The 26,140-nt window shown below is 69.9% G+C and carries 30 protein-coding genes and 1 tRNA gene; 15 read left to right on the top strand and 16 right to left on the bottom strand.

Features of this window, described 5'->3' with window-relative positions:
• Positions 1–1,235: 1,235 nt before the first annotated feature.
• Positions 1,236–1,310, bottom strand: a tRNA-Thr gene (locus C8P69_RS09770).
• A gap of 161 nt (positions 1,311–1,471) precedes the next feature.
• On the opposite strand from C8P69_RS09770, the gene C8P69_RS23840 reads away from it, so the two are divergent.
• Together C8P69_RS23840 and murA are read left to right on the top strand one after the other, a co-directional pair.
• Complete coding sequence (locus C8P69_RS23840; protein ID WP_170118160.1) at positions 1,472–1,636, top strand: hypothetical protein; 165 nt, start codon at positions 1,472–1,474, stop codon at positions 1,634–1,636.
• A 183-nt stretch (positions 1,637–1,819) separates the two neighbouring features.
• Complete coding sequence (gene murA, locus C8P69_RS09765; RefSeq protein ID WP_108176502.1) at positions 1,820–3,112, top strand: UDP-N-acetylglucosamine 1-carboxyvinyltransferase; 1,293 nt, start codon at positions 1,820–1,822, stop codon at positions 3,110–3,112.
• 96 nt (positions 3,113–3,208) lie between these two features.
• On the opposite strand, the gene C8P69_RS09760 is transcribed toward murA, so the two are convergent.
• From C8P69_RS09760 to C8P69_RS09750, 3 genes are all read right to left on the bottom strand, one after another.
• Entirely contained in the window at positions 3,209–4,105 is an 897-nt protein-coding gene (locus C8P69_RS09760; RefSeq protein WP_108176500.1) for an ABC transporter permease, read from the bottom strand.
• Positions 4,102–5,043 (bottom strand): ABC transporter permease, encoded by a 942-nt coding sequence (locus tag C8P69_RS09755; protein ID WP_108176498.1) that lies wholly within the window; start codon positions 5,041–5,043, stop codon positions 4,102–4,104. Before C8P69_RS09755 ends, C8P69_RS09760 begins: the two co-directional genes overlap by 4 nt.
• Before the next feature lie 78 nt (positions 5,044–5,121).
• The gene (locus C8P69_RS09750; protein ID WP_108176493.1) at positions 5,122–6,723 is read right to left on the bottom strand and encodes an ABC transporter substrate-binding protein; all 1,602 of its coding nucleotides are present in this window, start codon (positions 6,721–6,723) and stop codon (positions 5,122–5,124) included.
• A gap of 437 nt (positions 6,724–7,160) precedes the next feature.
• On the opposite strand from C8P69_RS09750, the gene C8P69_RS09745 reads away from it, so the two are divergent.
• From C8P69_RS09745 to pcaG, 5 genes are all read left to right on the top strand, one after another.
• Positions 7,161–8,012, top strand: a complete 852-nt coding sequence (locus tag C8P69_RS09745; RefSeq protein WP_108176491.1) for a CoA transferase subunit A — start codon at positions 7,161–7,163, stop codon at positions 8,010–8,012.
• Positions 8,013–8,029: 17 nt separating this feature from the next.
• Positions 8,030–8,797, top strand: a complete 768-nt coding sequence (locus C8P69_RS09740) for a CoA-transferase subunit beta (protein ID WP_108176489.1) — start codon at positions 8,030–8,032, stop codon at positions 8,795–8,797.
• A 57-nt stretch (positions 8,798–8,854) separates the two neighbouring features.
• Positions 8,855–10,060, top strand: coding sequence for a 3-oxoadipyl-CoA thiolase (gene pcaF, locus C8P69_RS09735; protein WP_108176487.1), 1,206 nt, complete (start codon positions 8,855–8,857; stop codon positions 10,058–10,060).
• A gap of 108 nt (positions 10,061–10,168) precedes the next feature.
• The gene (gene pcaH, locus C8P69_RS09730; protein ID WP_108176485.1) at positions 10,169–10,879 is read left to right on the top strand and encodes a protocatechuate 3,4-dioxygenase subunit beta; all 711 of its coding nucleotides are present in this window, start codon (positions 10,169–10,171) and stop codon (positions 10,877–10,879) included.
• Positions 10,869–11,474 (top strand): protocatechuate 3,4-dioxygenase subunit alpha, encoded by a 606-nt coding sequence (pcaG, locus tag C8P69_RS09725; protein ID WP_108176483.1) that lies wholly within the window; start codon positions 10,869–10,871, stop codon positions 11,472–11,474. The genes pcaH and pcaG overlap by 11 nt, the downstream gene beginning before the upstream one ends.
• Before the next feature lie 240 nt (positions 11,475–11,714).
• Here the strand turns inward: pcaG and C8P69_RS09720 are convergent, their stop codons facing one another.
• From C8P69_RS09720 to mutY, 4 genes are all read right to left on the bottom strand, one after another.
• Entirely contained in the window at positions 11,715–12,068 is a 354-nt protein-coding gene (locus C8P69_RS09720; RefSeq protein WP_108176481.1) for an endonuclease domain-containing protein, read from the bottom strand.
• 243 nt (positions 12,069–12,311) lie between these two features.
• Positions 12,312–12,926: a LysE family translocator gene (locus C8P69_RS09715; protein WP_245901958.1), complete on the bottom strand. Its 615-nt coding sequence runs from the start codon at positions 12,924–12,926 to the stop codon at positions 12,312–12,314.
• Between the two features lie 11 nt (positions 12,927–12,937).
• Entirely contained in the window at positions 12,938–13,600 is a 663-nt protein-coding gene (trhA, locus tag C8P69_RS09710) for a PAQR family membrane homeostasis protein TrhA (protein WP_108176479.1), read from the bottom strand.
• 49 nt (positions 13,601–13,649) lie between these two features.
• Positions 13,650–14,726: an A/G-specific adenine glycosylase gene (gene mutY / locus C8P69_RS09705; protein WP_108176477.1), complete on the bottom strand. Its 1,077-nt coding sequence runs from the start codon at positions 14,724–14,726 to the stop codon at positions 13,650–13,652.
• Between mutY and C8P69_RS09700 the strand changes: the two genes are divergently transcribed.
• Both C8P69_RS09700 and C8P69_RS09695 read left to right on the top strand, forming a co-directional pair.
• The gene (locus tag C8P69_RS09700) at positions 14,725–15,213 is read left to right on the top strand and encodes a DUF721 domain-containing protein (protein ID WP_108176475.1); all 489 of its coding nucleotides are present in this window, start codon (positions 14,725–14,727) and stop codon (positions 15,211–15,213) included. The genes mutY and C8P69_RS09700 overlap by 2 nt on opposite strands.
• A 113-nt stretch (positions 15,214–15,326) precedes the next feature.
• A complete protein-coding gene (locus C8P69_RS09695) occupies positions 15,327–15,605 on the top strand; it encodes a hypothetical protein (protein WP_108176473.1) in 279 nt (92 codons plus the stop codon).
• 212 nt (positions 15,606–15,817) lie between these two features.
• Here the strand turns inward: C8P69_RS09695 and C8P69_RS09690 are convergent, their stop codons facing one another.
• The gene (locus C8P69_RS09690; RefSeq protein WP_108176471.1) at positions 15,818–16,402 is read right to left on the bottom strand and encodes a histidine phosphatase family protein; all 585 of its coding nucleotides are present in this window, start codon (positions 16,400–16,402) and stop codon (positions 15,818–15,820) included.
• A gap of 128 nt (positions 16,403–16,530) precedes the next feature.
• Here C8P69_RS09690 and lspA point away from each other — a divergent pair, with 128 nt between their 5' ends.
• The 3 genes from lspA to C8P69_RS09675 all read left to right on the top strand — a co-directional run bounded on the left by lspA (position 16,531) and on the right by C8P69_RS09675 (position 18,095).
• Complete coding sequence (gene lspA / locus C8P69_RS09685; RefSeq protein ID WP_108176469.1) at positions 16,531–17,040, top strand: signal peptidase II; 510 nt, start codon at positions 16,531–16,533, stop codon at positions 17,038–17,040.
• Positions 17,041–17,147: 107 nt separating this feature from the next.
• Positions 17,148–17,837 carry a hypothetical protein gene (locus tag C8P69_RS09680; protein ID WP_146167309.1) on the top strand — a complete coding sequence of 230 codons (690 nt, stop codon included), beginning with the start codon at positions 17,148–17,150 and terminating at the stop codon, positions 17,835–17,837.
• Positions 17,838–17,849: 12 nt separating this feature from the next.
• Complete coding sequence (locus C8P69_RS09675; protein ID WP_108176466.1) at positions 17,850–18,095, top strand: DUF2093 domain-containing protein; 246 nt, start codon at positions 17,850–17,852, stop codon at positions 18,093–18,095.
• Positions 18,096–18,132: 37 nt separating this feature from the next.
• Here C8P69_RS09675 and C8P69_RS09670 read toward each other — a convergent pair whose 3' ends face one another.
• Positions 18,133–18,543, bottom strand: a complete 411-nt coding sequence (locus C8P69_RS09670) for a rhodanese-like domain-containing protein (protein ID WP_108176464.1) — start codon at positions 18,541–18,543, stop codon at positions 18,133–18,135.
• Positions 18,544–18,619: 76 nt separating this feature from the next.
• On the opposite strand from C8P69_RS09670, the gene ftrA reads away from it, so the two are divergent.
• Positions 18,620–19,636, top strand: a complete 1,017-nt coding sequence (ftrA, locus tag C8P69_RS09665) for a transcriptional regulator FtrA (RefSeq protein ID WP_108176462.1) — start codon at positions 18,620–18,622, stop codon at positions 19,634–19,636.
• Here ftrA and lpxK read toward each other — a convergent pair.
• From lpxK to C8P69_RS09635, 6 genes are read right to left on the bottom strand one after another with little or no spacing between them, the layout of a single operon-like run.
• Positions 19,633–20,613: a tetraacyldisaccharide 4'-kinase gene (gene lpxK / locus C8P69_RS09660; protein ID WP_108176460.1), complete on the bottom strand. Its 981-nt coding sequence runs from the start codon at positions 20,611–20,613 to the stop codon at positions 19,633–19,635. The genes ftrA and lpxK overlap by 4 nt on opposite strands.
• Positions 20,614–20,623: 10 nt before the next feature.
• Positions 20,624–21,928, bottom strand: coding sequence for a 3-deoxy-D-manno-octulosonic acid transferase (locus tag C8P69_RS09655; RefSeq protein WP_108176458.1), 1,305 nt, complete (start codon positions 21,926–21,928; stop codon positions 20,624–20,626).
• On the bottom strand, positions 21,921–22,736 hold the full coding sequence (locus tag C8P69_RS09650; protein WP_245901957.1) for a lysophospholipid acyltransferase family protein: 816 nt from the start codon (positions 22,734–22,736) through the stop codon (positions 21,921–21,923). The genes C8P69_RS09655 and C8P69_RS09650 overlap by 8 nt, the downstream gene beginning before the upstream one ends.
• Positions 22,737–22,752: 16 nt before the next feature.
• Positions 22,753–22,989, bottom strand: coding sequence for a DUF4170 domain-containing protein (locus C8P69_RS09645; RefSeq protein WP_108176454.1), 237 nt, complete (start codon positions 22,987–22,989; stop codon positions 22,753–22,755).
• 16 nt (positions 22,990–23,005) lie between these two features.
• Entirely contained in the window at positions 23,006–23,806 is an 801-nt protein-coding gene (locus C8P69_RS09640; protein ID WP_245901956.1) for a 3'(2'),5'-bisphosphate nucleotidase CysQ, read from the bottom strand.
• Positions 23,793–25,142, bottom strand: a complete 1,350-nt coding sequence (locus tag C8P69_RS09635) for a TldD/PmbA family protein (RefSeq protein WP_108176452.1) — start codon at positions 25,140–25,142, stop codon at positions 23,793–23,795. The genes C8P69_RS09640 and C8P69_RS09635 overlap by 14 nt, the downstream gene beginning before the upstream one ends.
• On the opposite strand from C8P69_RS09635, the gene C8P69_RS09630 reads away from it, so the two are divergent.
• Together C8P69_RS09630 and C8P69_RS09625 are read left to right on the top strand one after the other, a co-directional pair.
• Complete coding sequence (locus C8P69_RS09630; RefSeq protein ID WP_108176450.1) at positions 25,141–25,326, top strand: hypothetical protein; 186 nt, start codon at positions 25,141–25,143, stop codon at positions 25,324–25,326. The genes C8P69_RS09635 and C8P69_RS09630 overlap by 2 nt on opposite strands.
• 124 nt (positions 25,327–25,450) lie before the next feature.
• On the top strand, positions 25,451–26,026 hold the full coding sequence (locus tag C8P69_RS09625) for a DUF6101 family protein (protein WP_108176448.1): 576 nt from the start codon (positions 25,451–25,453) through the stop codon (positions 26,024–26,026).
• Positions 26,027–26,140 lie beyond the last annotated feature (114 nt).

The raw sequence follows: 26,140 nt of genomic DNA, 5'->3' as shown, positions 1-26,140 counted from the left end.
TCACTCTTCGGATAAGAACCAGTCATGCGCACGACATTACTCCTAACCCTTATCTTAAGGGTGGGTCGTGTCCGGGCAATTAGGGGGCTGATTCAACGAGCAACCTCAGGCGCGATCTTCTCTGTCTTTCATTGCGCTATTATCGGTCCTTCCGATGGGTGGCGGTGGTTCGGGTCGAGGACTGCGACCAAGATACATCGGAAGCGATCGCCACCCGTGCTGTTACGTCAGCGCTAGACTGCCTTCATCTCCTCTTTGGTGCGTTCGCGACGGATAGGATGCGCCTTCGCGGGCCGGCGGTGCGGAACGATGTCAGGGCGACCCTTGTTGCGGATGCCTACGGCAATCTTCATTCGTCTGTCCTTGAAGAGAGAACCGGCCAAGGCGGGTTCGGTCCAGGCTGGTCTAAGTCTCTCGCTAAGCCAGAAATCCAGAAGCCGCTGGAATGGTTTGCAGTAGCTCTAGAGGCAGTCGTCGACCCGAGCGTCTCAAGGCCACTCAGCCGGCGCTTTTTGAACGCCGTACACTGGTATGGCGAGGCCGTTCGTCAGGAGCGCGGTTCTACTCGGGTGGTGCAATTTGCTACCGCGCTGGAAACAATGATGATGACCGGCGAGGTTCAGGACATCACAGTTGTTCTCTCCAAACGATCAGCTGCCTTCCTGTGCGATCCTCGCGAACCGGGAGCATTTGGCCTCCAGCAGGAACGCGTAAGGCGCTTCTACAAACTCCGATCAAAGATTGTTCACGGAGAATTACCGCCTCGCGATGTCAGCATCGGCCGCGGGGTTGTCGAGGGGGCGGAGTTATGTCGGGAGGCTCTCCTAAACTGTTTGGACCACTTCGGGCCGCATCTGCGACGCGAGGCGGTCAAGTCGAGCGAGCTGGAGGGATGGTTCAATCAGGTGACCGCGAACTGTGAACGGGAAGCATCGGCAGCGCTTATGCCCCCCTCTTAACCGGAGGTAGGTGCAATTCATGATTTTTTGTCTGAGTTATACGATAGAGTGCTCCCTGTAGGAGAGTGTATCTCCTCAGCCTTCCACCTTTTTCACCGTGACTGGCACCACAGCGGCACGGTCGAACGCTTCGGACATCTATCCGTGCGCTCGTAACATCTAGACCATCTCGCAGCGACTTTTTGCGAGCTATTGTTCCACCCCTCTGTCCCACGGTGGAGACAGCGCTAGCCCACTAAAAGTGCTGAAGCGCTCAACGTGGGGATGTCTTGGGAATGGTGCTGCGAGAGAGGATTGAACTCTCGACCTCTCCCTTACCAAGGGAGTGCTCTACCACTGAGCTACCGCAGCGAGGCCCGACGCGCGTCCAAGCGGTGCGCGGTGCGAACGAGGCGCGTTCCTGCCACAGGGTGCGGCGCGATGCAAGGGCGGCGGGGCGAATTGGTGGAGAGGACGTTGCAGGGCCGCTCCGCTGGCGGCAGGATCGCCGCCGCAGCAGTAGGATCGAGGGCATGGCGGAGAAGGATGCAGCGGCAGGCGGCGTGGAGGCTCCGGGTGGGGCGGCAAAGCCGCGCGATCCCCGCGCCGAGCGGCTCGCGGCGCAGCTGCGCGCCAACCTGAAGCGCCGCAAGGAGCAGGCGAAGGCCAGGAGCGCGAGCGAGGACGAGCCGGGCTGAACCATGGCGGTGGCGGCTGCGGTGCTGCGGCACCGGCCGGAATTCCGCCGCAGGGCCTTCCTTGTTTCGCCCCCCTTGGTCGGCTAGACGATGGCCCGGCCGCGGCGGCATGCTCCAGAAACCCCGCCGGGCGATTCGACGGCGGGCGCCGCGACGGCGAGCCCTCCCTCCGAGGAGTTCCGCATGGACCGCATCCGCATCACGGGTGGACGCCCGCTTCACGGCACCATCCCGATCTCCGGGGCGAAGAACGCCGCCCTGCCGCTGATGATCGCCTCGCTGCTCACCGAGGACGAACTGACGCTCGCCAACGTCCCGCGCCTCTCCGACGTGTCGAACCTCGCCCGCATCCTCGGCAATCACGGCGTCGACGTGACCATTGCCGGCAAGCGCAATGGCGACGAGGTGCTGACCGGCCAGACCGTGCGCCTCAACGCCCGCTCCATCGTCGACACGACGGCGCCCTATGAGCTCGTCTCCACCATGCGCGCCAGCTTCTGGGTCATCGCGCCGCTGCTCGCCCGCATGGGCCGCGCCAAGGTGTCGCTGCCGGGCGGCTGCGCCATCGGCACGCGGCCGGTGGACCTGCTCCTCATGGCGCTGGAGCGCCTGGGCGCCACAATCGACATCGATGCCGGCTATGCCGTGGTCTCGGCCGACAAGGGCCTCAAGGGCGCGGAGATCGATTTCCCGAAGGTGACGGTCGGCGGCACCCATGTGGCGCTGATGGCCGCCTCGCTGGCCGACGGCACGACGGTGATCCACAACGCCGCGCGCGAGCCGGAGATCGTCGACCTCGCCGACTGCCTCATCAAGATGGGCGCGCGGATCAAGGGTCATGGCACGTCGACGATCGAAGTGACGGGTGTCTCGCGCCTGCGCGGCGCCCATCACGCCGTGGTGGCCGACCGCATCGAGACCGGCACCTATGCCATGTGCGTGGCCATGGCCGGCGGCGACGTGCTGCTGGAGGGCGCCCGTCCCGAGCTGCTGCAGGCCGCGCTCGACGTGCTGGTGGAGGCCGGCGCCGAGATCACCTCGACCAACGAGGGCATCCGCGTGAAGCGCAACGGGCACGGCCTGTCGCCGGTGACGGTGACGACCGATCCCTATCCGGGCTTCCCCACCGACCTGCAGGCCCAGCTCATGGGCCTGATGACGCGCGCCAAGGGCACGTCGCGCATCACCGAGACGATTTTCGAGAACCGCTTCATGCATGTGCAGGAGCTCGCCCGCCTCGGCGCGCATATCCATCTCGACGGCCAGACCGCCACGATCGAGGGCGTCGACACGCTGAAGGGCGCGCCGGTCATGGCCACCGACCTGCGCGCCTCGGTGTCGCTGGTCATCGCCGCGCTGGCCGCCCAGGGCGAGACCATGGTCAACCGCGTCTATCACCTCGACCGCGGCTTCGAGCGGCTGGAGACCAAGCTCTCGGCGGTCGGCGCCGATGTGGAGCGCATTTCCGGCGGCTGAGGCCTGCCTGACCCTTCCAAAAGCGAACGGCGCGGGAGCGATCCCGCGCCGTTCGTGTTTTGGGGGCCTTGGCCCTCGGACTCAGATCGTGGTCACTCAGATGGTCTTGGCGAGCCGCGGGTCGAGGGCGTCGCGCAACCCGTCGCCGAGGAGGTTCACGGCGAGCACGGTGATGGACAGGAACATGGCCGGGAAGAGCACGATGTAGAACTTCACCTGCCAGAGCGCCCGGCCCTCGGCCATGATGTTGCCCCAGGACGGCGTGATCGGCGGGGTGCCGGCGCCGATGAAGGACAGGATCGCCTCGGTGATCATGGCCGCGGCGCAGATATAGGTCGCCTGGACGATGATCGGCGCCAGCGTGTTGGGCAGGATGTGCTTGACGATGATGACCGGCGTCGAGGTGCCGGCGGCCACCGCCGCATCCACATAGGGCTGCTCGCGCAGGGACAGCACCACGCCGCGGACGAGGCGCGAGACGCGCGGGATCTCGGCGATGGTGATGGCGAGGATGACGTTGCCGACCGAGCCGCGGGTCAGCGCCATCAGCGCGATGGCCAGCAGGATGGAGGGGATCGACATGATGCCGTCCATCACCCGCATGATGATGGCGTCGGCCTTGCGGATGAAGCCGGCGACGAGGCCGATGGCAAGGCCGAGCACGGAGGCGAGGATGGCGACCGAGAAGCCGACGACCAGCGACACGCGGGCGCCGTAGAGCACGCGGGAATAGATGTCGCGGCCGAGCATGTCGGTGCCGAACCAGAACTGCGCCGAGGGCTCGCGGGTCCTCATGCGGGTCGAGATCGCCGTCGGGTCAACCGTGCCGAGGAAGGGCGCGAAGATGGCGACCAGGATGATCGTGATGAGGATCGACGAGCCGATGACGATGGTCGGATAACGGCGCACGAGGCGCCACAGGCTGATCCGCTTCGGCGCCTCGGCGGCCGTTTCGGCGACGGCGGGAACGGTGGTGGGGCTCTGCACTGTCAATAGCGGATCCTCGGATCGACGAGCGTGTAGACGAGGTCAACGGCGAGGTTGACGAGGACGTAGATGAAGGAAAACAGCAGGACGAGGCCCTGGATGACGGGATAGTCGCGCCTGAGGATGGCATCGACCGTGAGGCGGCCGAGGCCCGGAATGGCGAAGACGCTCTCGGTGACCACCGCGCCGCCGATGAGCAGGGCGACGCCGATGCCGATGACGGTGATGACCGGCACGGCGGCGTTCTTCAGCGCGTGGAGGAAGAGCACCGTGCGCTGGGACAGGCCCTTGGCGCGCGCCGTGCGGATGTAGTCCTGCTGGAGGACCTCCATCATCGTGGCGCGGGTGATGCGGGCGATGAGGGCGATATAGACCATGCCCAGCGCGATGGAGGGCAGGATGAGGTTCTCGAGCCAGGGCCAGAAGCCGCGGGAGAGCGGCGTGTAGCCCTGCACGGGCAGCCAGTCGAGCTCGAGGGCGAAGACATAGGCGAGGATGTAGCCGACGACGAAGACCGGCACCGAGAAGCCGAAGACGGCGAAGCCCATGATGGTGCGGTCGATGATCGTGCCGGCCTTCCAGGCCGCCAGCACGCCCATGGGCACGGCAATGAAAACGGCGATGACGAGGGTGACGACCATCAGCGAGAGCGTCGGCTCGATGCGCTGGGCGATGAGCTGGGTCACCGGCAGGCCGGTGAAGATGGAGGTGCCGAGGTCGAAACGGGCGATCTGCCAGACCCATTCGCCGAAGCGGATGAGGAAGGGCCGGTCGAGGCCGAGCGAGCGGCGGATCTTCTCCACATCCTCCGGCGTCGCCTGGTCGCCGGCAATCACCGCCGCCGGGTCGCCCGGGGCGATGTAGAGCAGCGAGAAGACGAAGAGCGCCACCACGGCCATGACCGGGATCGTCGCGAGGATGCGGCGGACGACATAGACGAACATCGGCGGGGAATCTCACATGTGAGGCCGGGGACAGCGGACCGCCCCCGGCCGGATCAGCGATGGAACGCTCTTGGCCGATCAGGCCTTGGCGACGTCCCAGAAGAAGGGCAGCGGGCCCTTGGTGATGCCGGTCACATTGCTGCGCCAGGCGGTGTAGGTGAGGAAGAAGCCCGGTGGCACGAAGACGACGTTTTCCACCGCGGCCTTGTTGAGGGCACGGATGGCGGCCTTCTCCTCCTCCAGGTTCTTGGCGTCGAACCAGGCAGTGACCTGCTTCTCCACCTCCGGGATGTCCGGCCAGCCGAACCAGGCGCGATCGCCATTGGCGCGGATGGCGGTGTAGCCGGCCGGGTTGGTGCAGTCGGCGCCGGCATGCCAGGAGAAGAAGATGTTCCAGCCGCCCTGGGCCGGAGGCGTCTTCAGCGCGCGGCGCTGGCCGGTCGTGCCCCAGTCGGTGGCGACGAAGTCGACATTCATGCCGATGCGCTTCAGGAGCTGCTGGGCCACGTCGCCCTGCGCCTTGGTCACCGGCTGGTCCTGCGCGACCACCATGGTCACCGGCTCGCCCTTGTAGCCGCTCTCGGCGAGAAGGCGCTTGGCCAACTCGACGTTGCGCGGACCCTTCAGGATGTCGCCGCCTTCCTCGGTGTAGAGGGGCGTGCCGGGAGTGAAGAAGCCCGGCAGCGGCTTCCAAAGGCTGTCGTCGGAGCCGACGATCGCCCGCATGAACTCCTCCTGGTCGAGCGCGGCGAGGATCGCCCGGCGGGCGCGCACGTCAATGAAGGGCGGGTGGAGGTGGTTGAGGCGGAAGGCGCCGATATTGCCGAGCGGATCGCCGATATCGACACGGATGTTGCGGTTGCGGCGGAGCACCGGCACGAGGTCGGCGATCGGGTTCTCCCACCAGTCGACCTCGCCGTTCTGCAGCGCCGCCGAAGCGGTCGCCGGATCCGGCATGATCACCCACTCGATGCGGTCGACAAGCATGCGCTTGCCGCCGGCGAGCCATGAGGCCTTCTCCGAGCGCGGCACGTAGTCGGCGAACTTCTCGAAGACTGCCTTGGCGCCGGGAACCCACTCGCCGCGGACGAACTTCATCGGGCCGGAGCCGATATACTCGCTGATCTGCTGGAACGGATCGGTCTTGGCGATGCGCTCCGGCATGATGAAGGAGCAGGGCGCGTTGTTCTTGCCCAGCGCCAGCAGCATCTTCGGATAGGGGGCGGAGAGCACCCACTTGAAGGTGCGGTCGTCGACGGCGACGAGCTCCTTCTGCAGGGCCTTGATCATCAGGCCCATGGGATCGCGGGCCGACCAGCGGATGAGCGAGGCAACGCAGTCCTTGGCGAGCACGGGGGTGCCGTCATGGAACTTGAGGCCCGAGCGCAGCTTGAAGGTCCAGGTCAGGCCGTCGGAGGAAACCTCCTCGGACTCGACCATCTGCCGCTGGGGCGTCAGCGTCTCGTCGACACCGTAAAGCGTGTCCCAGACCAGCGCCGCCGCGTTGCGGACGACGTACTGCGTTCCCCAGATCGGGTCGAAATTGGCGAGGTTCGCCTGCGGCACGAAGCGCAGCGTCTTGGCGGCGGCCCCTTGCGACAGGGCGGGTGCGGCGAGGCCGGCCGTGCCGGCCACCAGCCCGGCGCCCGCGCCGGCCTTGATGAATGTTCTGCGGTCCATCGTCGTGGTTCTCCCTCGGAAACCGATCCCCGCCCGTTCCTGCCGATGCCAACACGCGGCACCGACGGCCTGGATTGTTGTCCGGGGCCCGGCGGGGGCAGCCTAGCCTGTGGCAAGGGGCGTGCCATAGGGTCTTTTCCCAAGCGCCGTGCCGCGCTCCGGGCCGGTCGATCCGGAGTTCTTCTGATTCCTGCATAATTTGGCATCAGGCCCGCCTTTTCGGCATGAAGGCCATGCAAGAGGCAGCCACGAATTTTTTCTGCGTGCGCCGGGGACGAGAGATTCTTTTGGGCTGACCTGCCCGGACCTGCCCAACAAACGCGCCAGACTCCCTTTCTGTGCGTTTAACGCACTATCGTCCGCATATCGCACTTGACAGTTGGACGGCCCGGCGCGAGGAGTCGCGCCACAGAGGAAACGACGAGGAGACGGACCGCATGGCCGCGTTCATGTCCCTGCACGACGCCATCGCCGCCAACCTGCGCGACGGCGACAGCGTGGCGATGGAGGGCTTCACCCATCTCATCCCCTATGCCGCCGGTCATGAGGTGATCCGCCAGGGCCAGAAGGACCTGACGCTGATCCGCATGACGCCCGACATCATCTATGACCAGATCGTCGGCATGGGGCAGGCGAAGAAGCTCGTCTTCTCCTGGGCCGGCAATCCCGGCGTCGGCTCGCTGCACCGGGTGCGCGAGGAGATCGAGGCCGGGCGCCTGGCCATCGAGGAACATTCCCACGCCGCCATGGCCAATGCCTTCGAGGCGGGCGCGGCGAACCTGCCCTTCGCAGTCTTCCGCGGCTACAAGGGCGTCGACCTGCCGAAGGTCAATCCGAACATCCGCTCGGTCACCTGCCCCTATACGGGAGAGGTGCTGGCCACCGTCCCGGCCGTGCGCCCGGACGTCGCCATCATCCACGCGCTGAAGGCCGACCGCGAGGGCAACGTCATGCTCGAGGGCATTGTCGGCGTTCAGAAGGAGGCGGTGCTCGCCGCCAAGCGCTCGGTGGTGACCGTCGAGGAGGTCGTCGACGAATTCGGCCCGCGCAACGCCAATGCGGTGATCCTGCCCGCCTGGACCGTCACGGCCATCGCCGTGGTGCCGGGCGGCGCCCATCCCTCCTACGCGCAGGGCTACTACAAGCGCGACAACGCCTTCTACATCGGCTGGGACAAGATCGCCCGCGACAAGGCGGTCTTCCTCAAGTGGATGGAGGAGAACGTGCTGTCCAAGGGGCCGGAGGCCTTCGCGGCCCATGCCCGCCGCGTCGCCATGGCGGCGGAATGAGCGAGGAGGACCGAACCATGAGCGCCTACACGCCCAACGAGATCATGACCATCGCCGCGGCGCGGCTGCTGTCGAACGACGACGTCTGCTTCGTCGGCATCGGCGCGCCCTCGGCCGCCTGCAACCTCGCCCGCCTCACCCACGCGCCGAAGATCACGCTGATCTATGAAAGCGGCACGCTGTCGACGCGCCCGACCGTCCTGCCGCTCTCCATCGGCGACGGCGAGCTCTGCGACACGGCGCTGACCACCGTCTCGGTGCCGGAGATGTTCCGCTACTGGCTGCAGGGCGGACGCATCACCATCGGCTTCCTCGGCGGCGCGCAGATCGACCGCTTCGGCAATCTCAACACGACGGTTGTCGGCCCCTATGACGCGCCGAAGGTGCGCTTGCCGGGCGGCGGCGGCGCGCCGGAGATCGCCATCAATTGCGGCCAGATCTTCATCATCATGGCCATGGGCCAGCGCGCCTTCATGGACAAGCTGCCCTTCATCACCTCGCTCGGCCACGGCACCGGCAAGGGCTCGCGCGAGGCGCTGGGGGTGAAGACCCGCGGCCCGACGCAGCTCATCACCGACCTCTGCATCTTCGAGCCCGATCCGGAGACGAGCGAGCTTACCGTCACCTCCATCCATCCGGGCGTGACGCGCGAGCAGATCCAGGAGAATTGCGGCTGGCCGGTGAAGTTCGCCGCCGAAGTGCGCGAGACGCCGGCTCCCGACGACACGGAGCTGTCGGTCCTGCGCGACCTCCACGCCCGCACCAAGGCGGCCCACGCGGCCTGACGCGGCCGCGCCAACAAGAACGCGATGGCGGCCCCGGGCCGCGACAGGGAGAGCATCATGGCTGACGCCTTCATCTGCGACGCCGTCCGCACGCCGATCGGCCGCTATGGCGGGGCGCTGGCCAAGGTGCGCGCCGACGACCTCGCGGCGGTGCCGCTGAAGGCGCTCATCGCCCGCCATCCGCAGATCGCCGGCGCCATCGACGAGATCGTCTTCGGCTGCGCCAACCAGGCCGGCGAGGACAACCGCAACGTCGCCCGCATGGCGGCGCTCCTCTCGGGGCTCCCCGACAGCGTGCCGGCCATGACCGTCAACCGGCTCTGCGCCTCCGGCCTCGATGCGGTGGGCGCTGCCGCCCGCGCCATCCGCGCCGGCGAGATCGACCTCGCCATTGCCGGCGGCGTCGAGAGCATGACCCGCGCGCCCTTCGTCATGGGCAAGGCCGCCGAGGCCTTCTCGCGCTCCGCCGACATTTTCGACACGACCATCGGCTGGCGCTTCATCAACCCGCTGATGAAGGCGCAGTACGGCGTCGATTCCATGCCGGAGACCGGCGAAAACGTCGCCGAGGAGTTCCAGGTCTCGCGCGACGACCAGGACGCCTTCGCGCTGCGCTCGCAGCAGCGGGCGGGCCGCGCCATGGCCTCCGGCTATTTCGCCGAGGAGATCGTTGCGGTGGAGATCCCCGGCGGCAAGGCCGGCCCGATCATCGTCGACAAGGACGAGCATCCGCGCCCCGAGACGACGGCGGAAGGCCTCGCCAAGCTGAAGGCCTTCGTGCGCCAGCCCGGCACGGTGACCGCCGGCAATGCCTCGGGCGTCAATGACGGCGCCGCCGCCATGATCATCGCCTCGGCGGAAGCCGTGAAGAAATACGGCCTCACCCCGCGGGCCCGCATCCTCGGCGCGGCCTCGGCCGGCGTGCCGCCTCGGATCATGGGCATCGGGCCGATTCCCGCGGTGAAGAAGCTGGTCGAGCGTCTCGGCATCAAGGTGTCGGACTTCGACGTGATCGAGCTCAACGAGGCCTTCGCCAGCCAGGGCATCGCCGTGCTGCGCGGTATCGGCGTGCCGGAGGATGCAGACCATGTGAACCCGAATGGCGGCGCCATCGCGCTCGGCCATCCGCTCGGCATGTCGGGCGCGCGCATCGCCGCCACCGCCGTGCACCAGCTGGAGAAAACCGGCGGCCGCTATGGCCTCGCCACCATGTGTGTCGGCGTCGGCCAGGGCGTGGCGCTGGCCGTGGAGCGCATCTCCTGAAACCCCGGCGGGCGGCGCGGCCGCCCGCTGCCGTCGAACCCCCGTCGGCCACATCCTGAACAAGACCTGCGGACAGCAGGCGTGACGACACCGAGAGGAGCCCTGACGATGGCCCTGATCCTGCCGACCGAATCCACGGCTGCGCATCCGCCGAGCCTGCACCCTGCCTATACGAGCACCGTGCTGCGCGCCCCGCAGCAGCCGCTGATCCTCGTGCCGCACACGCTGACCGAGCTGACCGGGCCGGTCTATGGCCACGGCAAGGTGCGCGAGACCGACGCCGACCTCACCGTGCAGCATGCCGGCGAGCCGCTCGGCGAGCGCATCATCATCACCGGCCGCGTGCTGGACGAGGATGGCCGCCCGGTGCCGAACGCCCTGGTCGAGCTGTGGCAGGCCAATGCCGCCGGCCGCTATGTCCATGTGCGCGACCAGCATCCGGCCCCGCTCGACCCGAACTTCACCGGCGCCGGCCGTTATCTCACGGGTGAGGACGGGCGCTACCGCTTCACCACCATCCGCCCCGGCGCCTATCCCTGGCGCAACCACCACAATGCCTGGCGGCCCGCGCATATCCATTTCTCGGTCTTCGGGCCGAGCTTCCTGTCGCGCCTCGTCACGCAGATGTATTTCCCCGGCGACCCGCTCTTCCCCTTCGATCCGATCTTCAACGGCATTCCGGACGAAAAGGCGCGCGAGCGGCTGATTGCCCGCTTCGATCTCGAGACGACCCAGCCCGAATGGGCGCTCGGCTACCAGTTCGACATCGTCCTGCGCGGCCGCGAGGCGACCCCCATGGAGGAGCCGCATGAGCACTGACAGCACGCGCCCCGAGGGCATCACCCCGTCGCAGACGGTCGGGCCCTTCTTCCACTACGGGCTCACCCCCGGCACCGCCTATCCGCATGTGCCGGTCTCGGCGGACGGCCATGTCGCCGCCCCCGGCACGCCCGGCGAGCGCATCGTGCTGACCGGCCGCGTCTTCGATGGAGCGGGAGAGCCGGTGCCGGATGCCATGCTGGAGATCTGGCAGGCTGATGCGGACGGCCGCTACGCCCATCCCGGCGACGGCCGGGCCCGGCAGAGCAACAGCTTCATGGGCTTCGGCCGCTCCGACACCCGCGCCGACGGCACCTATCGCTTCGAGACGGTGAAGCCGGGCCCGGTCCCGGGTCCCGGCGGCCGCGAGCAGGCGCCGCACATCCTCGTCGCGGTGTTCGGGCGGGGCATGCTGAAGCAGCTCTTCACCCGCGCCTATTTCGAGGACGAGGCGACGGCCAATGCCGCCGATCCCATCCTTGCGCTGGTGCCGGAGGCCCGCCGCGGCACGCTGGTGGCGACGCGCCACGGCGACACCTACACGCTCGACATCCGCCTGCAGGGCGAGGGCGAGACGGTGTTCTTCGCGGTGTGAGGGGTTTGCCCCCTCTCCCGACCTTCGGTCGACCTCTCCCCGCCGGGGAGACGTAAGGCGGCAGGCTTCGCGCCACGGCGATCCTGTGCTGAGGGCGCGACCCACACCTCTCCCCGGTGGGGAGAGGTAAGACGACAGGCGTCGCGCCACGGCGATCCTGTGCTGAGGGCGCGACCCACACCTCCCCCCGGTGGGGAGAGGTCGGCGCGGTAGCGCCGGGAGAGGGGGCCTCCCACGCCCCTATAGCGTCGCGCGGTGATGGAGCTCCATCCAGATCGCATCTAGGACGCCCGCGAGATTGGTGCGCACGTCTTCGTTCTGAACCCGCATGACCATGAACCCGCAGGCCTCCAGGTCGCGCGTCCGGCGACTGTCCCGGGCTACTTCGGACGCGCTGCCATGCGTCGCCCCATCGACCTCGACGATCAACTTCGCGTCGATGCAGACGAAGTCGACGATGTAGCCGGCGATCGGGTGCTGACGGCGGAACTTCCGGCTGCCGAAGCGATGGGCACGCACCGCCTGCCACAGGCGCGCCTCGGCGAGTGTCTGTTCGCGCCGGAGGCGACGCGACAGGTCGCGAAACCGATCCATCCCCCGGCTCCGGTGTCTCCGTTGCGTGGAGGATGTCCGTGGTGGTGGGCGACAACAATCGGTTGAATCCCGAAGCCCCTCTCCCGACCTTCGGTCGACCTCTCCCCACCGGGGAGAGGTGAGATGGCCGGCGTCGCGCCACGGCGATCCTGTGCTGAGGGCGCGACCCACACCTCTCCCCGGTGGGGAGAGGTCGGCGCGCTAGCGCCGGGAGAGGGGGCGATCGCCGTGGCGGTGCGGGGGCTAGCCCCGCGCTGCCACAGCCACGGCGGCGCCGGCCATGACAGCGCCGGTGCCGCGGTTGACCAGGCGCATGGCCCCGGGGCTCTGGATGAAGCGGCGGGCGCGGGCGGCGGCCAGCGCATAGGTCCACATGGCGACCGACAGGATCGCCATCATCGTCACCCCGATCTCGACCGCCAGCAGCGGCGTCAGGGTGGCGAGGTCCACCACCAGCGGCAGGATCGAGACGAAAAAGACCATGACCTTGGCGTTGCCCATGGTCAGGGCGAGGCCGCCGAGATAGAGCTTCCAGCCCTCGCCGCGAGCCTCGGGGGCCTCCGAAGGGGCCGTCGCCGGGGCGGTCCAGAGCTTCCAGGCGAGATAGAGCAGATAGGCGACGCCGGCATATTTGATGGCGAGGAAGAGCGGCTGGAAGGCCTGGGCGAGGGCCGCAAGGCCGAGCGCCACGAGGGCGAACCAGACGAGATCGCCGGTGACGATGCCGAGGATGAAGGGCGCGGTGCGCCGGAGGCCGACCGCCAGGGTCCGCGCGATGATGGCCGCCACCGCCGGGCCCGGCGAGAAGGTCGCCATGGCATAGACGCCGCAGAAGACGAGAAAGCCGGACAGGGTCAAGGAACGCCTCCTCAGGCGACGAGCAGGACGCCGTTCAGGATGGCGGCGTACTGGAAGCCCGCGGCGACCAGCACGAAGCCGTGCCAGATGGCGTTCTGGAAGCGCAGCGACTCCCACAGGTGGAAGACGACGCCGGCCGTGTAGATGAGCCCGCCGGTCACCAGCAGCACGATGGCGGCGGTGGAGAGGCTGACGAAGACCTGGTGGGCGACCACGACGCCGCTCCAGGCGATGGCGAGATAGCCGAGCACCGCCAGCCGGTCGAAGCGGCCGGGCGCGAAGATCTTGAAGGCCGCGCCCGCGAGCCCCGCCACCCAGACGAAGGCGAGCACGCCATAGGCCAGCGGCGTGCCGACATGGACCATCAGCGGCGTGTACGTGCCGGCGATGAGCAGGAAGATCGCCGCATGGTCGAAGCGGCGGAGGATCCACTTGGTCCGCGACACCGGCCACATGTTGTAGAGCGCCGAGCAGCCGATGACCGCGATGAGGGTCACGGCATAGACGGTGAGCGCGGTGACGGTCGGCAGTTCGGCGGTGTAAAGCGCCAGCCCGACCAGGGCCCCGGCGGCGAAGACAGCCGCCACCGCGCCGAGGACATGGACGATGCCGTCGGCGACAAGTTCGGACCGGTCGTAGCGCCAGGTAAGGCCGGGTGGGCGGCCGTCGGTCATGCACGTCTCCGTCAAGGGAGCGGGAGACTCGCGCCGACCGGCGGGAAGGTCAAGTCGCGAAGGCGTGTGCGATGACCTTGCGGAACACGGTGGGGAAGGCCTCGCCCTCGATCTCCGCCTCAGCGATCCAGCGATGGCCCTCGGGAGCGGCAAGTCCCTGCGGCGCCACGGCGTGGAACACCGTCAGCTCCAGCGGAAAATGGGTGAAGACATGGCCCACCGTGCCGGGCAGCCGCGTGACGACCAGCGGCACAGGCGGTGCCGGTTCGCGCCCCGGCCCTTCCGCCGTCCAGTCCGTGCCGGGAATCTCGGTCATGCCGCCGAGCAGACCCTTCGGCGGGCGGGTGCGCACCAGCAGGGCGCCATCGGCGCGGCGGATGACGAAGGCGGCGCCGCGGCGCAGCGTACCGCCGCGCTTCGGCGCCTTCACCGGAAAGGCCTCCTGCGTCCCGGCGGCGGAGGCGGCGCAGAAGGGGCGCAGAGGGCAGAGCGAGCAGGCGGGCTTCTTCGGCGTGCAGATGGTGGCGCCGAGATCCATGGTGGCCTGCGCGAAGTCGCCCGGCCGCGCCGGATCGAGCAGGGTGGCGACACGGGCGCGGATCAGCGGCTTGGCCCCGGGCAGCGGCGTGTCGATGGTCTCGAGCCGCGTGACGACCCGCTCCACATTGCCGTCGACCACGGCGGCCGGGATATCGAAGGCGATGGCGGCGATGGCGGCGGCCGTGTAGTCGCCGATGCCCGGCAAGGCGCGCAGGCCGGCAAGGTCGGCGGGGAACCGCCCGCCATGGTCGCGCGCCACGGCGATGGCGCAGGCATGGAGGTTGCGGGCGCGGGAATAGTAGCCAAGCCCCGCCCAGGCCTTCATCACCTCCTCGACCGGGCTCGCCGCGAGGTCACCGACCGTCGGCCAGCGGGCGAGGAAGGCGGCGAAATAGGGCGCCACGGCCTTCACCGTCGTCTGCTGCAGCATGATCTCGGAGAGCCAGACCCGGTAGGGATCGGCGGTCTCGCCGGGCAGGGCGCGCCAGGGCAGGCGACGGCGGTGGCGGTCGTACCAGGCGAGCAGCGCCGCCGCAGGCGACCCCTCCGCCCGGGGTCCGGTCCGTGCTAGGCTGGCAGCCGTCATGAAGAGCCCGTCCTTCCGACCCCGCGGTCCCCGCCCGCTTGCCGACATCGCCGCCGCGCCGATCGGCGAGGCGCTGAAGCAGGCCGGCTTCGCCGCGACCGAGGTGGTGACGCGGTGGGACGAGATCGTCGGGGAGGATCTGGCGCGCCGCTCGGCCCCGGTCAAGATCGCCTGGCCGCGCCGGCCGAGCGACCATGCCGAGCCGGAGCCCGGCACGCTGCATGTGCGGGTGGAGGCGCCTTTCGCGCTGGAGATCCAGCACCTGACGCCGGTCATCGTCGAGCGCGTCAACGCCTTCATGGGCTGGCGCTGCGTCGCCGGCGTGCGGCTGACCCAGATCCCGCTTCAGGCGAAGCGCAAGCCGAAACCAGAGCCGCGGCAGCCCGCCGACGAGGGCCGTCTCACGGCCGTCGCGGCGGGGTTCGAGGACCCGGCGCTCAAGGAGGTCATCCTGCGCTTCGGCCGGGCAGTGGGCGGCGCGCGCTGACCGTCGGTGACAGAACCGCCGCAATGACGCCATGGACCTCGCGTGATATGGTCGGCGTTGTCATCGGGCCGGTGCGTCGCGCATCGGGGCACCCGAGATATCCAGGATCCGCCATGACCCGCATTGCCGTCCTCGTCCTGTCGCTTCTCGCCACCTCCGCCGCGGTCCTGCCCGCCGGCGCCCAGAACTTCGATGACGAGACGCGCGACCGGGTGCTGCTCATCCACCAGAGCCGCGGCACGCTGGCCCCCGGCACGCGGCCGAAATGCTTCCCCACCCGGATGGACGAGACCGTGGCTTCCAGCCAGTGGCAGTGCCCCTGGGACCGGCCGAACGGCCAGCCGCGCCTGCCGACGGTGCGCAGCCTCTGGGGCCTCGTCGGCAGCAACTGAGCGGCGCGCGATATCCGGATTCGCCTTTGCCCCTCACCCTTCCCTCTCCCCGCCAGCGGGGAGAGGGGGCAACCGCGTTACGTTCCCTTCGACAGCGGCGGGGCCTGGCACAAACGAAAGAGCAAGAGGCGGGACGTCGAAGTCCCCCTCTCCCCGACGGGGAGAGGGAAGGGTGAGGGGCCCTGGCGCCCCGACCTGAAGCGCCCTGCCCCTCAGCCTTCCACGTTGAAGCGGTCTCCGTCGAAGACATAGACGACGCCCTGGCGGACGAAGACCTCGGCCGCCCTGGTCCGGTCCATGGTGCCGCGCAGGGCCATGAGCGTGCGCCCCACCCCGCCATGCGACACGATGACCGCCGGCCGGTCGACCAGCGCCAGGAAGGCGGCAAGCCGTGCCGCCACGTCCTCGTAGTTCTCACCCTCCGGCGGCTTGGTATGCCACTTGTCGGCGAGGCGGGCGGCGGCGAGCGAGGGCGAATGGGCCTCGACCTCGGGCCAGGTGAGGCCCTCCCAGGCGCCGAAGGAGAGCTCCTTCAGCCTGTCGTCCATGCGATAGGCCGGCGGATGAAGCCCGATGCGGGCGCGCAGCAGCTCCATGGTCTCGCGGGTCCGCGACAGCGGGCTCGACCAGTAGGCGAGGTCGGCATGGTCGGGCGCGAGGCGGGCGAGGATGGCGCCGACCTCCTCGGCCTGGACGCGGCCGACATCGTTGAGCGGAATGTCGCGCTGGCCCTGCAGCCGGCCTTCGGCATTCCAGTCGGTCTCGCCATGGCGGACGAAGTAGAGTTTGTGGGTCATGGCGGCACGACTGGGGGAGGAGCGTGACGTCCCTATGGCGACTGGATCGGAGCTTGTCGAGGGCACAGAGCTTGACCGGCGGCGCAGGACGGGCCACCTCGGCTCTGGCAACTGAACAGGCGACGCCCGTGACCCCTTCGCAGCACCTGAAGCTCGGCCTCATCGCGCTGGTGGCGACCCTCGTCGTCGACCAGGCCTTCAAGGTCTTCATGCTGCAGGTGGTGCAGATCACGCCGGGCCAGGTCATCACCGTGCTGCCGGTGCTCGACCTCGTCATGGCCTGGAACTACGGCGTCTCCTTCGGCATGTTCCAGCAGGACGGCATGGCCGGCCAATGGGCGCTCGTCGCCTTCAAGGTGGCGGCGGTGGTGCTCATTGCCTGGTGGCTGTGGCGGGCCGAGACCGGCATGACCGCCCTCGGCCTCGGCCTCATCGCCGGGGGCGCCATCGGCAACGGCCTCGACCGCGTGCTCTATGGCGGCGTCGCCGACTTCTTCGCCTTCCACATCACCACCGCCTCGTGGCAGTTCCAGTGGTACGTCTTCAACCTCGCGGATGTGGGCATCGTTGCGGGGGTCGCGCTGCTTCTGTATGAGTCCCTGCTCGGCAAGCGGCCCGATGCCTCGAAATCGGCATGATCCTGAGGGATGAGGGTCGCGAGCGGCCTGCGCCCGGCGCGGCCCCTGAGACGAGACTGCGAGAGGGCGCGCCCGGCGTCGCCCCGAGACGAGGAAAGACGGAGATGATGCGTATCCGCACCGCGCTGCTCGCCACGGTCCTCATTGCCGCGGGCTCCGGCGCCCAGGCCCAGCAGAGCGAGCAGAGCATCGAGGGCCGGATCTTCGGCGGCCTGCTCAGCGGCCTCGGCCTGGTCGACCGCCAGCGCCCGCCCATCGATTATCGCGAGCGCGCCCCGCTGGTGCTGCCGCGCAACAACGCCCTGCCGCCGCCGCAGGACCCGGCCGCCGCCCGCAACAGCAACTGGCCGAACGATCCGGACGTTGCCCGCGCCCGCGCCGCCGGCCTTGCCGAGCGCACCCCCATCGTGCGCGACGACCAGGGCCGCACCCTCACCAATTCCGAGATGCGCGCCCGCCAGAACGGCGGCTGGTTCGGCGGCGGCGAGGTCGACACGACCCGTGACCGCTCCGCCAATGCCATTGCCGGCCCCTCGACCGCCGACGAGATGCGCGTGGCGCCGATCTGGTCGCAGGTCGGTTCGCTCTTCGGCCCCAATTCCCGCGACAACCAGGTGGTGCCCTTCCCCGGCGAGCCGCCGCGCCGCCGGCTGATCGAGCCGCCGCCGGGCTACCGCACCGCCTCGCCCGACGCGCCCTACGGCCCGGTCGGTCGCCGTCCCGACGATCCGCAGGCGCCGAACATGCGCGGCCAGAGCGGCCAGGATCCGGTGGGCAATGCCGGCGGCCAGCGCTGAGCCGGTGACGCCATGCTGAACCGCCTGTCCTCCGGCCGGCCGACCGATGGTGAGGCCGAGGTCCGCTATCTCGACGCCGACATCCGCATCCTGCGGCCCGGCACGTTCGTGCGCTGCGCCGTGACCGGCGAGGCCATCCCGCTCGACGACCTGAAATATTGGAGCGTGGCGCGGCAGGAGGCCTATTCCGGCCCGCCGCAGGTGCTGCGGCGCCTCCATCCCGAGCGCTACAAGGCCCTGCTCGCGCGGTCGACCTGACGCGCGCTGCGGCTCGGGTGGACGCCCGCGCCGGCCCTCAGGCTGTCGCCTGTGCCGGACCGGCCTCCAGGGCAAATCCCTCGTCAATCCAGCCGGTGATCCCGCCGGCCATGATCTTCACCGGCAGGCCGAGCCTTGCCAGCCTGAGCGCGCCGCGCGCCGCGCCGTTGCAATGCGGCCCGGCGCAATAGGTGACGAACAGCGTCCCCGCCGGCCACTGGGCCATCCGGGAGGCGATGATCTTGCCGTGCGGCAGGTTGATCGCCCCGGGAACGTGGCCACGCTCGAACAGCGCCGGGCTGCGCACATCCAGCAAGACGAAGTCCGCGCCCTTGCCGAGCGCATCGTGAACGTCCCAGCAATCCGTCTCGAAGGTGAATTCGGCGGCGAAGTGTGCCTCCGCCTCGGCGGGGGACGCGGCGGGGATCTGGGTCACGGCGCTCGGCATGGTCATCTCCTCAAGGGGGTGCGGAGCCTGTTTTTCGGCTTTTCGGCGAGCGGCGCGAGTGGCAGGATTGCCATTGATGCTGAAGATCCCGCCAGATCGCCCGATCCATCCCGAAAGCCCGGCCACCACGGGCCCGCTCGTCGTCGCCATCGCCTATGACGGGCTCTGCACCTTCGAATATGCGATCGTCGCCGAGGTCTTCGGCCTCGCCCGTCCGGAGATGGGCGCCGGCTGGTATCGCTTCGCGACGGCGGCGATCGAGCCCGGCCCGCTGCGGGCGCATGGCGGGCTGCGGGTGGAGGTGGATGGCGATATCTCCCTGCTCGGGCAGGCCGACCTCATCGTGGTGCCGGGCTGGAAGGGCATGGACGTGCCCGTCCCCGACAGCCTGCGCGAGGCCCTGCTGGCCGCGCATTCCCGCGGCGCGCGGCTCGCGTCGATCTGTTCAGGCGCCTTCGTGCTCGCCGCCACGGGGCTGCTCGACGGCAGGCGTGCGGCGACCCACTGGCGCTACGCCGATGCGCTGAGGCGCGCCCGGCCTGCGGTCGCGGTGGATGCCTCGGTGCTCTATATCGAGGAGGGGCGCGTCCTCACCTCGGCGGGATCTGCGGCCGGCATCGACCTGATGCTGCATATCGTGCGCAGCGATTTCGGCGCCGAGGCCGCCAACAGCGTCGCGCGGCGGCTGGTCATGCCCGCCCATCGCAGCGGCGGGCAGGCGCAGTTCGTCGAACGCCCGGTGCCGAAGCGGCGCGACAGCCGGCTCGCGCCGCTGCTGGACCGGATGCGCACGGAGCTCCAGCGCCGCTGGACGATCCGCGACATGGCGCGCGAGGCGGCCCTCAGCGAACGCAGCTTCCTGCGCCGCTTTGCCGAGGCGACGGGGACGTCGCCGGGGGAGTGGCTGGCGGCGGCGCGGGTGGACGAGGCGCGTCGCCTGCTGGAGGCGACGACCCTGCCGGTGGAGGATGTGGCGAGGCTCGCCGGCTTCGGCAGCACCGCGACGCTACGGCATCATTTCAGCCGCGCCACCGCGCTGAGCCCCCGCGACTATCGCGAAAGGTTCGGCCACGGCCAGGGACGGGCGGCCTAGAACCCGGCGGCGGCGGCCTCGGCCTCGTTCACGGCGAGGGTCACGGCCACGACCGTGGCGGCGGCGGCGAGCCGGTCGAGCGCCGGCGAGCCCTTCAGCTTGACCGCATCCTTCTCCGTCGTGACCAGCGGCAGGCCGGTGGCCTTGGCCTCGGCGAGGAGGCGTGCGGCATCGGCGTCGCCATAGGCGTGGTGGTCGGGGAAGGGCCGGAGCACGGCATTGCGCACGCCGGCCGCGCCCAGGGTCTCGACGAACTTGGCGGGGCGGCCGATGCCGCAGAAGGCGAGGACGTCGCGGTCCTGCAGCCAGGCGCGGGCCTCGGGCTCCACCTCCAGCTGGCCGCGCAGAACCGGATGGCCAAGGCGGGCCGCCATCGCCGCGAGCTCGTCGCCCGCCTCGCCGGGACCGATGACGAGGAGCGCATCGGCGCGGGCGAGCTGGGGCGCCAACGGCGCGCGCAGCGGTCCCGCTGGCAGGACGCGGCCATTGCCGACGCCATGGGCGCCATCGACCACGAGCAGGCTGCGGGACTTGGCGAGCGACGGATTCTGGAAGCCATCGTCCATGACGATGACGGTGGCGCCCCTCGCCACCGCCAGCGCCGCACCGGCCACCCGATCGCGCGCGATGATCGTGAGAGCGTGGCGGGCATGGAGCAGCGGTTCGTCGCCGACCTCGGCCGGCGCATGGCGCGCGGGATCGACGACGATGGGGCCGGCAAGGCTGCCGCCATAGCCGCGGGCGAGGATGGCCGGGCGATGGCCGCTCGCCGCAAGGCGGGCGGCGAGCCACTGGGCGGCGGGCGTCTTGCCCGCACCGCCCACCGTGGGATTGCCGACGCAGAGGACCGGCACGGCAGCACGGGCGCCCTGCCGCCGCATCTTGGCTAGCGTGACGGCGCCGACGAGGGCGCCGAGCGGCGCCAGCAGCCGGCCGGCGAGGGCCTCGGGGTCCGACCAGAAGCCGGGCGCCCTCACCGGCCCGCCATCATCGGTCGCCCCGCATGGCGAGGGTGAGGAAATAGGGCTCGAGCGCCGCGAGCGTGCGGTCGAGCGCGCCGCCGAGGGCGGCCACCGCGCCGCCCGCCGCGTCGCGCTGGCGCTGGCGTTCGCGCTTGTCGGTGAGGAGCGTCAGCGTGGCGGCGGCCAGCGTCTCCGCATCGCTCACCTCGCAGGCGCCCTGCGCCTCGTGGAGCGCGGCATAGACGGCCGCGAAATTGTGGACATGGGGGCCGTGGACCACGGCGGCGCCGAGCTTGGCCGGCTCGATCGGGTTCTGCCCGCCATGGCGGATCAGCGATCCGCCGAGGAAGGCGACGGGCGCGGCGCGGTAGAACAGGCCCATCTCGCCGAGCGTATCGGCGACATAGACGGCATGGCGGTAGCGCGGCAGGTCGCCGCGCGAGCGCTGGCAGGCGGGAAGCTCCATCCGCTCGGCCAGGGCGGCGATGGCGTCGCCGCGCTCGGGATGGCGGGGCGCGATGATGGTGAGGAGGTTGTTGAGCCGGGGAGCCATGAGGCGATGGGCCTCCAGCACCACCTCGTCCTCGCCTTCGTGGGTGGAGGCGGCGAGGAAGACCGGCCGCAGGCCGATGGACTGGGCGAGGATCATCGCCGCCTCGGGCTCGGCCTCGGGCGCCGGCACGTCGAACTTGAGGTTGCCGGTGGTCGAGACGCGCGGCGCGCCGAGTTCCTCTACCCGCCGCGCATCATCCACCGTCTGCATCAGGCAGAGCTCGAAGCGGGAGAGCAGGGCGGCGATGGAGCGCGGCACCCGGCGCCAGCCACGGAACGAGCGCTCGGACATGCGGCCGTTCACCTGGATCAGGGGCGTGCCGCGGGCGGTGGTGCGCAGGATCAGGTTCGGCCAGAGCTCGGATTCGGCGAAGACCGCGAGGTCGGGCTGCCAGTGGTCGAGGAAGCGGTCGACATAGGCCGGCACGTCCCAGGGCATGAACTGGTGGATCGCCCCTTCCGGCAGGCGGCGGGCGGCGATCGCCGCGGCGGTGCGGGTGACCGTCGTCACCAGCACGGCGACGCCGCGCGCCCGCAGCCGGCCGATGAGCGGAATGATGGAGAGGAGTTCGCCGACGCTGGCCCCGTGCAGCCAGATCAGGCGGCCGGCCGGCCGCTCGACCGTGGCCTCGCCGCGGCGCTCCTGGATGCGCTCGGGATCCTCCTTGCCGCGGGCAAGGCGGCGGCGGGCGAGGAGACGCGTCGCCGGGCCCATTAGGGCGGTGGCGCGGACATAGGCGCGCAGGGTGGCCGGCATCCGCACCACAGGCTTAGCCATTCGCCGCGTCCTGCGGGGTCGTCTCGTCCGCCCCGCCGCGGGCGCGCGCAGCCTCAGCGGCGGCCTTGCGGGCCTCGAGGGTGGCGATGACCTCGGCCGACCAGAGCGCAGGCTCGGCGCGGCCCTCGGCGATGGCATAGGCGCGTGCTGTGGCAGCGTTCAGGGCGGCCTCGACCTCCTGCCGATAGCCCTCCATGGCGGCGGAATCGGCGTCGGCAGGCACCCAGATGGGCGGGCCGGCCACGGCGGCGCCGCGCGAGAAGGGCAGGTTGACGCTGGCCTTGTCCCAGGACTTCAGGTCGATGCGCCGCTCGGTCGCGACCGCGATGGGCAGGATCGGCCGGCCGCTCTGCTTCGCCAGCATGACGATGCCGAGCCCGGCGCGGCGGGCGATCTTCGGCACGTCGGCGGTGAGCGCCACGGTTTCGCCGTCGGCCAGGGCATCGACCATCTCGAAATAGGCGCTGACGCCGCCCTTGCGGGCGAACTGGCCCTTGTGGTCACCCGAGCCGCGGATGGTGCGGATGCCGAGCTTCTCGGCGGCAATGGCGTTCATCTCGCCATCGGCCGAGCGCGAGATCAGCACGGCGGCGCGGTATTCCGGCCGCCGGACGAAAGGCGAGAGGAAATGCTGGCCGTGCCACATGGCGAAGATCACCGGCAGATTGGCATCGGCATAGTCGTAGATATTGGGCGGATCGAGGCGAAAGCGCCCGGTGCGCCAGACGAGGCGCAGGTAGCCGGCGAGCAGCGAGCCCGCGGCGGAACGCACCCGTTCGGAGCGCCCCAGGCGCTTGAGGACCGACACCGGCCGCGGCCGCCCGTCAGGCCGCGTCGGGATCGAGCAGGCGATGCAGGTGGACGATGAAGTAGCGCATATGCGCGTTGTCCACGGTCTGCTGGGCCTTGCCCTTCCAGGCGGCATGCGCGGTGGCGTAGTTCGGATAGATGCCGACGATGTCGAGCTTGGACAGGTCGCGGAACTCGGTGCCGTCGAGGCTCTTCAGCTCGCCGCCGAAGACGAGATGGGGCAGCTGTTTGGCGGGTGCCGTGTCGGTCATGGCGATGGTAATCCCCTCAGGTCGTGACGCCGCGGCGGCGATCCTCGGCGGCAGCGCGCCGAAGAAGCTCATGCAGCGGGAAACCGGCACAAACGAGCGGAAAATGCGTCGGAACCGGCCTGTTGTAGCAGGGAGCGGTCCCGTCGAGGCCGGTGAGTGATGCTCCCGCTTCGTGCACCAAAAGATCGGCCGCCGCAAGGTCCCAGTCATGGCTCTGGCCGCCGGCGAAGCCGCCATCGATCTCGCTCGCGGCGACCTTGGCAAAGCGCAGCGCGAGCGAGTGGATCTTGGGCAGCGCCACGGCCCCATGGCGCTCCACCTTGACCGTCATCGGCTTCGGCCCGGCGACGACGGCGCCGTCGATGGTCTCACGGCCCTTCACGGCGAGCGGCCGGCCGGCGACGCTGGCGCCATGGCCGCGGGCGGCGATGAAGGTGCGGCCGGCAACGGGCTCGGCGAGCGCTGCCGCCACGGGCCGGCCGTCGCGCACGGCCGCCACGGAGATGGTCCAGTCCGGCAGGCCGGCGGCGAAGGCGCGGGTGCCGTCGATCGGATCGACGATGAAGACCTCTCGCCGATCGAGCCGCGAGGGATTGTCGGCGGTCTCCTCCGACAGCCAGCCGAAATCGGGTCGCGCCGCGCCGAGCCGCTCCTTGAGGAAGCGATCGACGGCGATGTCGGCCTCGGTGACCGGCGAGGCGCCGGCCTTGGTCCAGGTGCGCATGCCGCGCCGCTGGAAGTCGAGGGCGATGGCGCCCGCCTCCTCGGCGAGGCTGGCGAGGAGGTCGCGCAGGACGAGATCGTCAGCGTCCGGCAACGGTGAGTCCCTCCACCAGGACGGTCGGCGCGTCGACGCCGTGGAGCAGGACGAGATCGTCGGCCGGCGTCAGGTTGGCGAACATGTCGACGAGATTGCCGGCAATGGTGATCTCGGCGACCGGATAGGCGAGTTCGCCGTTCTCGATCCAGTAGCCCGAGCAGCCGCGGGAATAGTCGCCCGTCACCATGTTCACGCCCGAGCCGATCATGTCGGTGACGTAAAGACCGCTCGTGATGGCGCCGATCATGTCCTTCGGGCTCACCGTGCCGGCGGCGAGATGGAGGTTGGTGGCGCCGGGCGAGGGCGGGCCGCCGGTGCCGCGGCTGGCATGGCCGGTGGTCCTGAGGCCGAGTTCGGCGGCGGTGGCGCTGTCGAGCAACCAGCTCGTCAGCACGCCGTCATCGACCAGCACCAGGGGCTTCGTCGCAACACCCTCACCGTCGAAGGGCCGCGAGCGCAGGCCGCGGCGGCGGTGCGGATCGTCGACGATGGAAACGCCGGGCCTGAAGATGCGCTGGCCCAGCCGGTCGCGCAGGAAGGAGGTCTTGCGCGCCACCGACTGACCGTTGGCGGCGGAGGCGAGATAGGAGGGAAAGCTCGCGGCGGTGCGCGGGTCGAAGACCACCGGCACTTTGGTCGTGTCGACCTTGCGGGGATTGAGCCGGCGCACGGCGCGCTCGCCGGCCCGCGCGCCCACCGCCTCGGCGGCCTCGAGATCGGCACGGTGGCGGGTGGCGCTGTAGTCGTAGTCGCGCTCCATGCCCGTGCCCTCGCCGGCAATGGCGGTGACCGAGAAGGAGGTCGACGAGCCGAGGGAGGCGCCCTCGAAGCCGGTGGAGGTGACCAGGGCGAAGCCGCCAATGCCGGCGCCGGCGCTGGCGCCACCGGACTTGGCGACGCCCTTCACGGCGAGCGCCGCCTCCTCCGCCCGGCGGGCGAGGGCCTCGAGGTCGCTCACCGCCATCATCACGGGATCGATCAGGTCGAGGTCGGGCCAGGCGGTGGCGAGGTCGGCCGGGTCGGCGAGGCGGGCATAAGGATCCTCGGGCGCGACGCGGGCAATGGCGACGGCGCGCTCGGCGAGGGCCGCCGCGTCCTCGCGCGGATCGTTGGAGGAGACGGAGGCAGAGCGGCGGCCGACGAAGACGCGCAGGCCGAGATCATCGCCCTCAGAGCGCTCGGAGCTCTCCACCTTGCCCTCGCGCATCTGCACGCCGACCGAGACGCCGCGCAGGGCCATGACGTCGGCGGCATCGGCGCCGGCCTTGCGGGCCGCGGCAACGAGGCGCCGCGCCCGGTCGAGAAGGGCACCGGTATCGAGAAGATCGGACATGAACCTGCCTTGGACGGTCGGCCTGAGGGGTGAACCCGGTGTAGGCATCGCGGCCGGCGGTTTCAAGGCGCAGGGCGCGCGGCGCGGGCGGCTTCACGAAGCGTTCAGCCTGCCGCGCAAGACGGCGGAAAGCACGTCGCCCAAGGCTTTCTCAAGCATGGCGGAAGGTCTCGTCTTTCGCTGATCGGATTGAGGTCCGCTTAACCGTCCAGCTTAAGCGGTCGGACAAGAAATGCTGCGACGATCCTCCCATCGAAGGGACGAGAGCGGCGCAAAGCCTGCCGAAGATCCCTCAGGGAGCATGCAACGTGTCGCGTCAAACAGAGCCCGGCGTCCTCGCCGCCGGGATCGGGGCCCTGCGCCTCGATCCCGCCCAGCTACCGGCCCGCTACGCCGCCCCGGACCGGGGCGCCGATGGCGGCCAGCGCTCCATCGACCTCTTCGCCGACCGGGTCGTCATTCGCCGCACGACGAGCGGCGCCCGGATGAAGCTGCAGCTGCCTGTCTCGGCCTATCGGGGCGTGGTGGTGCGGCTGTCCGGCGAAGCCCTGGCGGGTGAGGCGGTCGAGGTGGTGATGGTCCATCGCGATCCCGCCCTCAGCGTGCCGCTCATGGCCGCGGACGGCAGCGACGACGTGGTCGCCGATTGGCAGCGCTGGGGCCAGGCGCTCGGCCTGCCGCTGCTGGTGGAAGAGGCCGACGGCTCGATGCGCGAGGCCTTCCCGCGGCTCGGCGCCGTGATGCTCGGCACGCCCGGCCCGCGCCGCCGCCGCCGCTCGACCCTCAAGGATCGCCGCCCCTCCGCCCTGATGCGCCGCAAGGCCACCAAGGGCATTGCCGGCCAGCCGGTGCATCAGGAGCGCGAGATCATCGCCCGCAACTGACGACCCTCGCGCTGATGTGATGCGTCTCGCGGGGCTGTGACCGCCACAGGCGCGGGGCGGTATGGCCCTGATGTTGCCACTCGCGCCTGCCACGTCTATGGCCTGTTCCATGTT

This window comes from Phreatobacter oligotrophus, from assembly GCF_003046185.1.
GTDB classification, from domain to species: Bacteria; Pseudomonadota; Alphaproteobacteria; order Rhizobiales; family Phreatobacteraceae; genus Phreatobacter; species Phreatobacter oligotrophus.
This window is presented reverse-complemented; position numbering and strand designations above follow the sequence as displayed.

What these genes read in the sequence shown, in the direction of transcription:
- C8P69_RS09670 (WP_108176464.1), bottom strand. Translation starts at nt 18,543, where the DNA reads ATGCCGAGCGCCGTGACCCAGATCCCCGCCGCGTCCCCCGCCGAGGCG.
- C8P69_RS09630 (WP_108176450.1), top strand. Translation starts at nt 25,141, where the DNA reads ATGAACCTGCCTTGGACGGTCGGCCTGAGGGGTGAACCCGGTGTAGGC.
- pcaF (WP_108176487.1), top strand. Translation starts at nt 8,855, where the DNA reads ATGGCTGACGCCTTCATCTGCGACGCCGTCCGCACGCCGATCGGCCGC.
- trhA (WP_108176479.1), bottom strand. Translation starts at nt 13,600, where the DNA reads ATGACCGACGGCCGCCCACCCGGCCTTACCTGGCGCTACGACCGGTCC.
- C8P69_RS09645 (WP_108176454.1), bottom strand. Translation starts at nt 22,989, where the DNA reads ATGACCGACACGGCACCCGCCAAACAGCTGCCCCATCTCGTCTTCGGC.
- C8P69_RS09740 (WP_108176489.1), top strand. Translation starts at nt 8,030, where the DNA reads ATGAGCGCCTACACGCCCAACGAGATCATGACCATCGCCGCGGCGCGG.
- pcaH (WP_108176485.1), top strand. Translation starts at nt 10,169, where the DNA reads ATGGCCCTGATCCTGCCGACCGAATCCACGGCTGCGCATCCGCCGAGC.
- C8P69_RS09675 (WP_108176466.1), top strand. Translation starts at nt 17,850, where the DNA reads ATGCTGAACCGCCTGTCCTCCGGCCGGCCGACCGATGGTGAGGCCGAG.
- C8P69_RS09655 (WP_108176458.1), bottom strand. Translation starts at nt 21,928, where the DNA reads ATGGCTAAGCCTGTGGTGCGGATGCCGGCCACCCTGCGCGCCTATGTC.
- C8P69_RS09755 (WP_108176498.1), bottom strand. Translation starts at nt 5,043, where the DNA reads ATGTTCGTCTATGTCGTCCGCCGCATCCTCGCGACGATCCCGGTCATG.
- C8P69_RS09720 (WP_108176481.1), bottom strand. Translation starts at nt 12,068, where the DNA reads ATGGATCGGTTTCGCGACCTGTCGCGTCGCCTCCGGCGCGAACAGACA.
- ftrA (WP_108176462.1), top strand. Translation starts at nt 18,620, where the DNA reads ATGCTGAAGATCCCGCCAGATCGCCCGATCCATCCCGAAAGCCCGGCC.
- C8P69_RS09700 (WP_108176475.1), top strand. Translation starts at nt 14,725, where the DNA reads ATGAAGAGCCCGTCCTTCCGACCCCGCGGTCCCCGCCCGCTTGCCGAC.
- pcaG (WP_108176483.1), top strand. Translation starts at nt 10,869, where the DNA reads ATGAGCACTGACAGCACGCGCCCCGAGGGCATCACCCCGTCGCAGACG.
- C8P69_RS09750 (WP_108176493.1), bottom strand. Translation starts at nt 6,723, where the DNA reads ATGGACCGCAGAACATTCATCAAGGCCGGCGCGGGCGCCGGGCTGGTG.
- mutY (WP_108176477.1), bottom strand. Translation starts at nt 14,726, where the DNA reads ATGACGGCTGCCAGCCTAGCACGGACCGGACCCCGGGCGGAGGGGTCG.
- C8P69_RS09745 (WP_108176491.1), top strand. Translation starts at nt 7,161, where the DNA reads ATGGCCGCGTTCATGTCCCTGCACGACGCCATCGCCGCCAACCTGCGC.
- C8P69_RS23840 (WP_170118160.1), top strand. Translation starts at nt 1,472, where the DNA reads ATGGCGGAGAAGGATGCAGCGGCAGGCGGCGTGGAGGCTCCGGGTGGG.
- C8P69_RS09690 (WP_108176471.1), bottom strand. Translation starts at nt 16,402, where the DNA reads ATGACCCACAAACTCTACTTCGTCCGCCATGGCGAGACCGACTGGAAT.
- murA (WP_108176502.1), top strand. Translation starts at nt 1,820, where the DNA reads ATGGACCGCATCCGCATCACGGGTGGACGCCCGCTTCACGGCACCATC.
- C8P69_RS09695 (WP_108176473.1), top strand. Translation starts at nt 15,327, where the DNA reads ATGACCCGCATTGCCGTCCTCGTCCTGTCGCTTCTCGCCACCTCCGCC.
- C8P69_RS09635 (WP_108176452.1), bottom strand. Translation starts at nt 25,142, where the DNA reads ATGTCCGATCTTCTCGATACCGGTGCCCTTCTCGACCGGGCGCGGCGC.
- C8P69_RS09680 (WP_146167309.1), top strand. Translation starts at nt 17,148, where the DNA reads ATGCGTATCCGCACCGCGCTGCTCGCCACGGTCCTCATTGCCGCGGGC.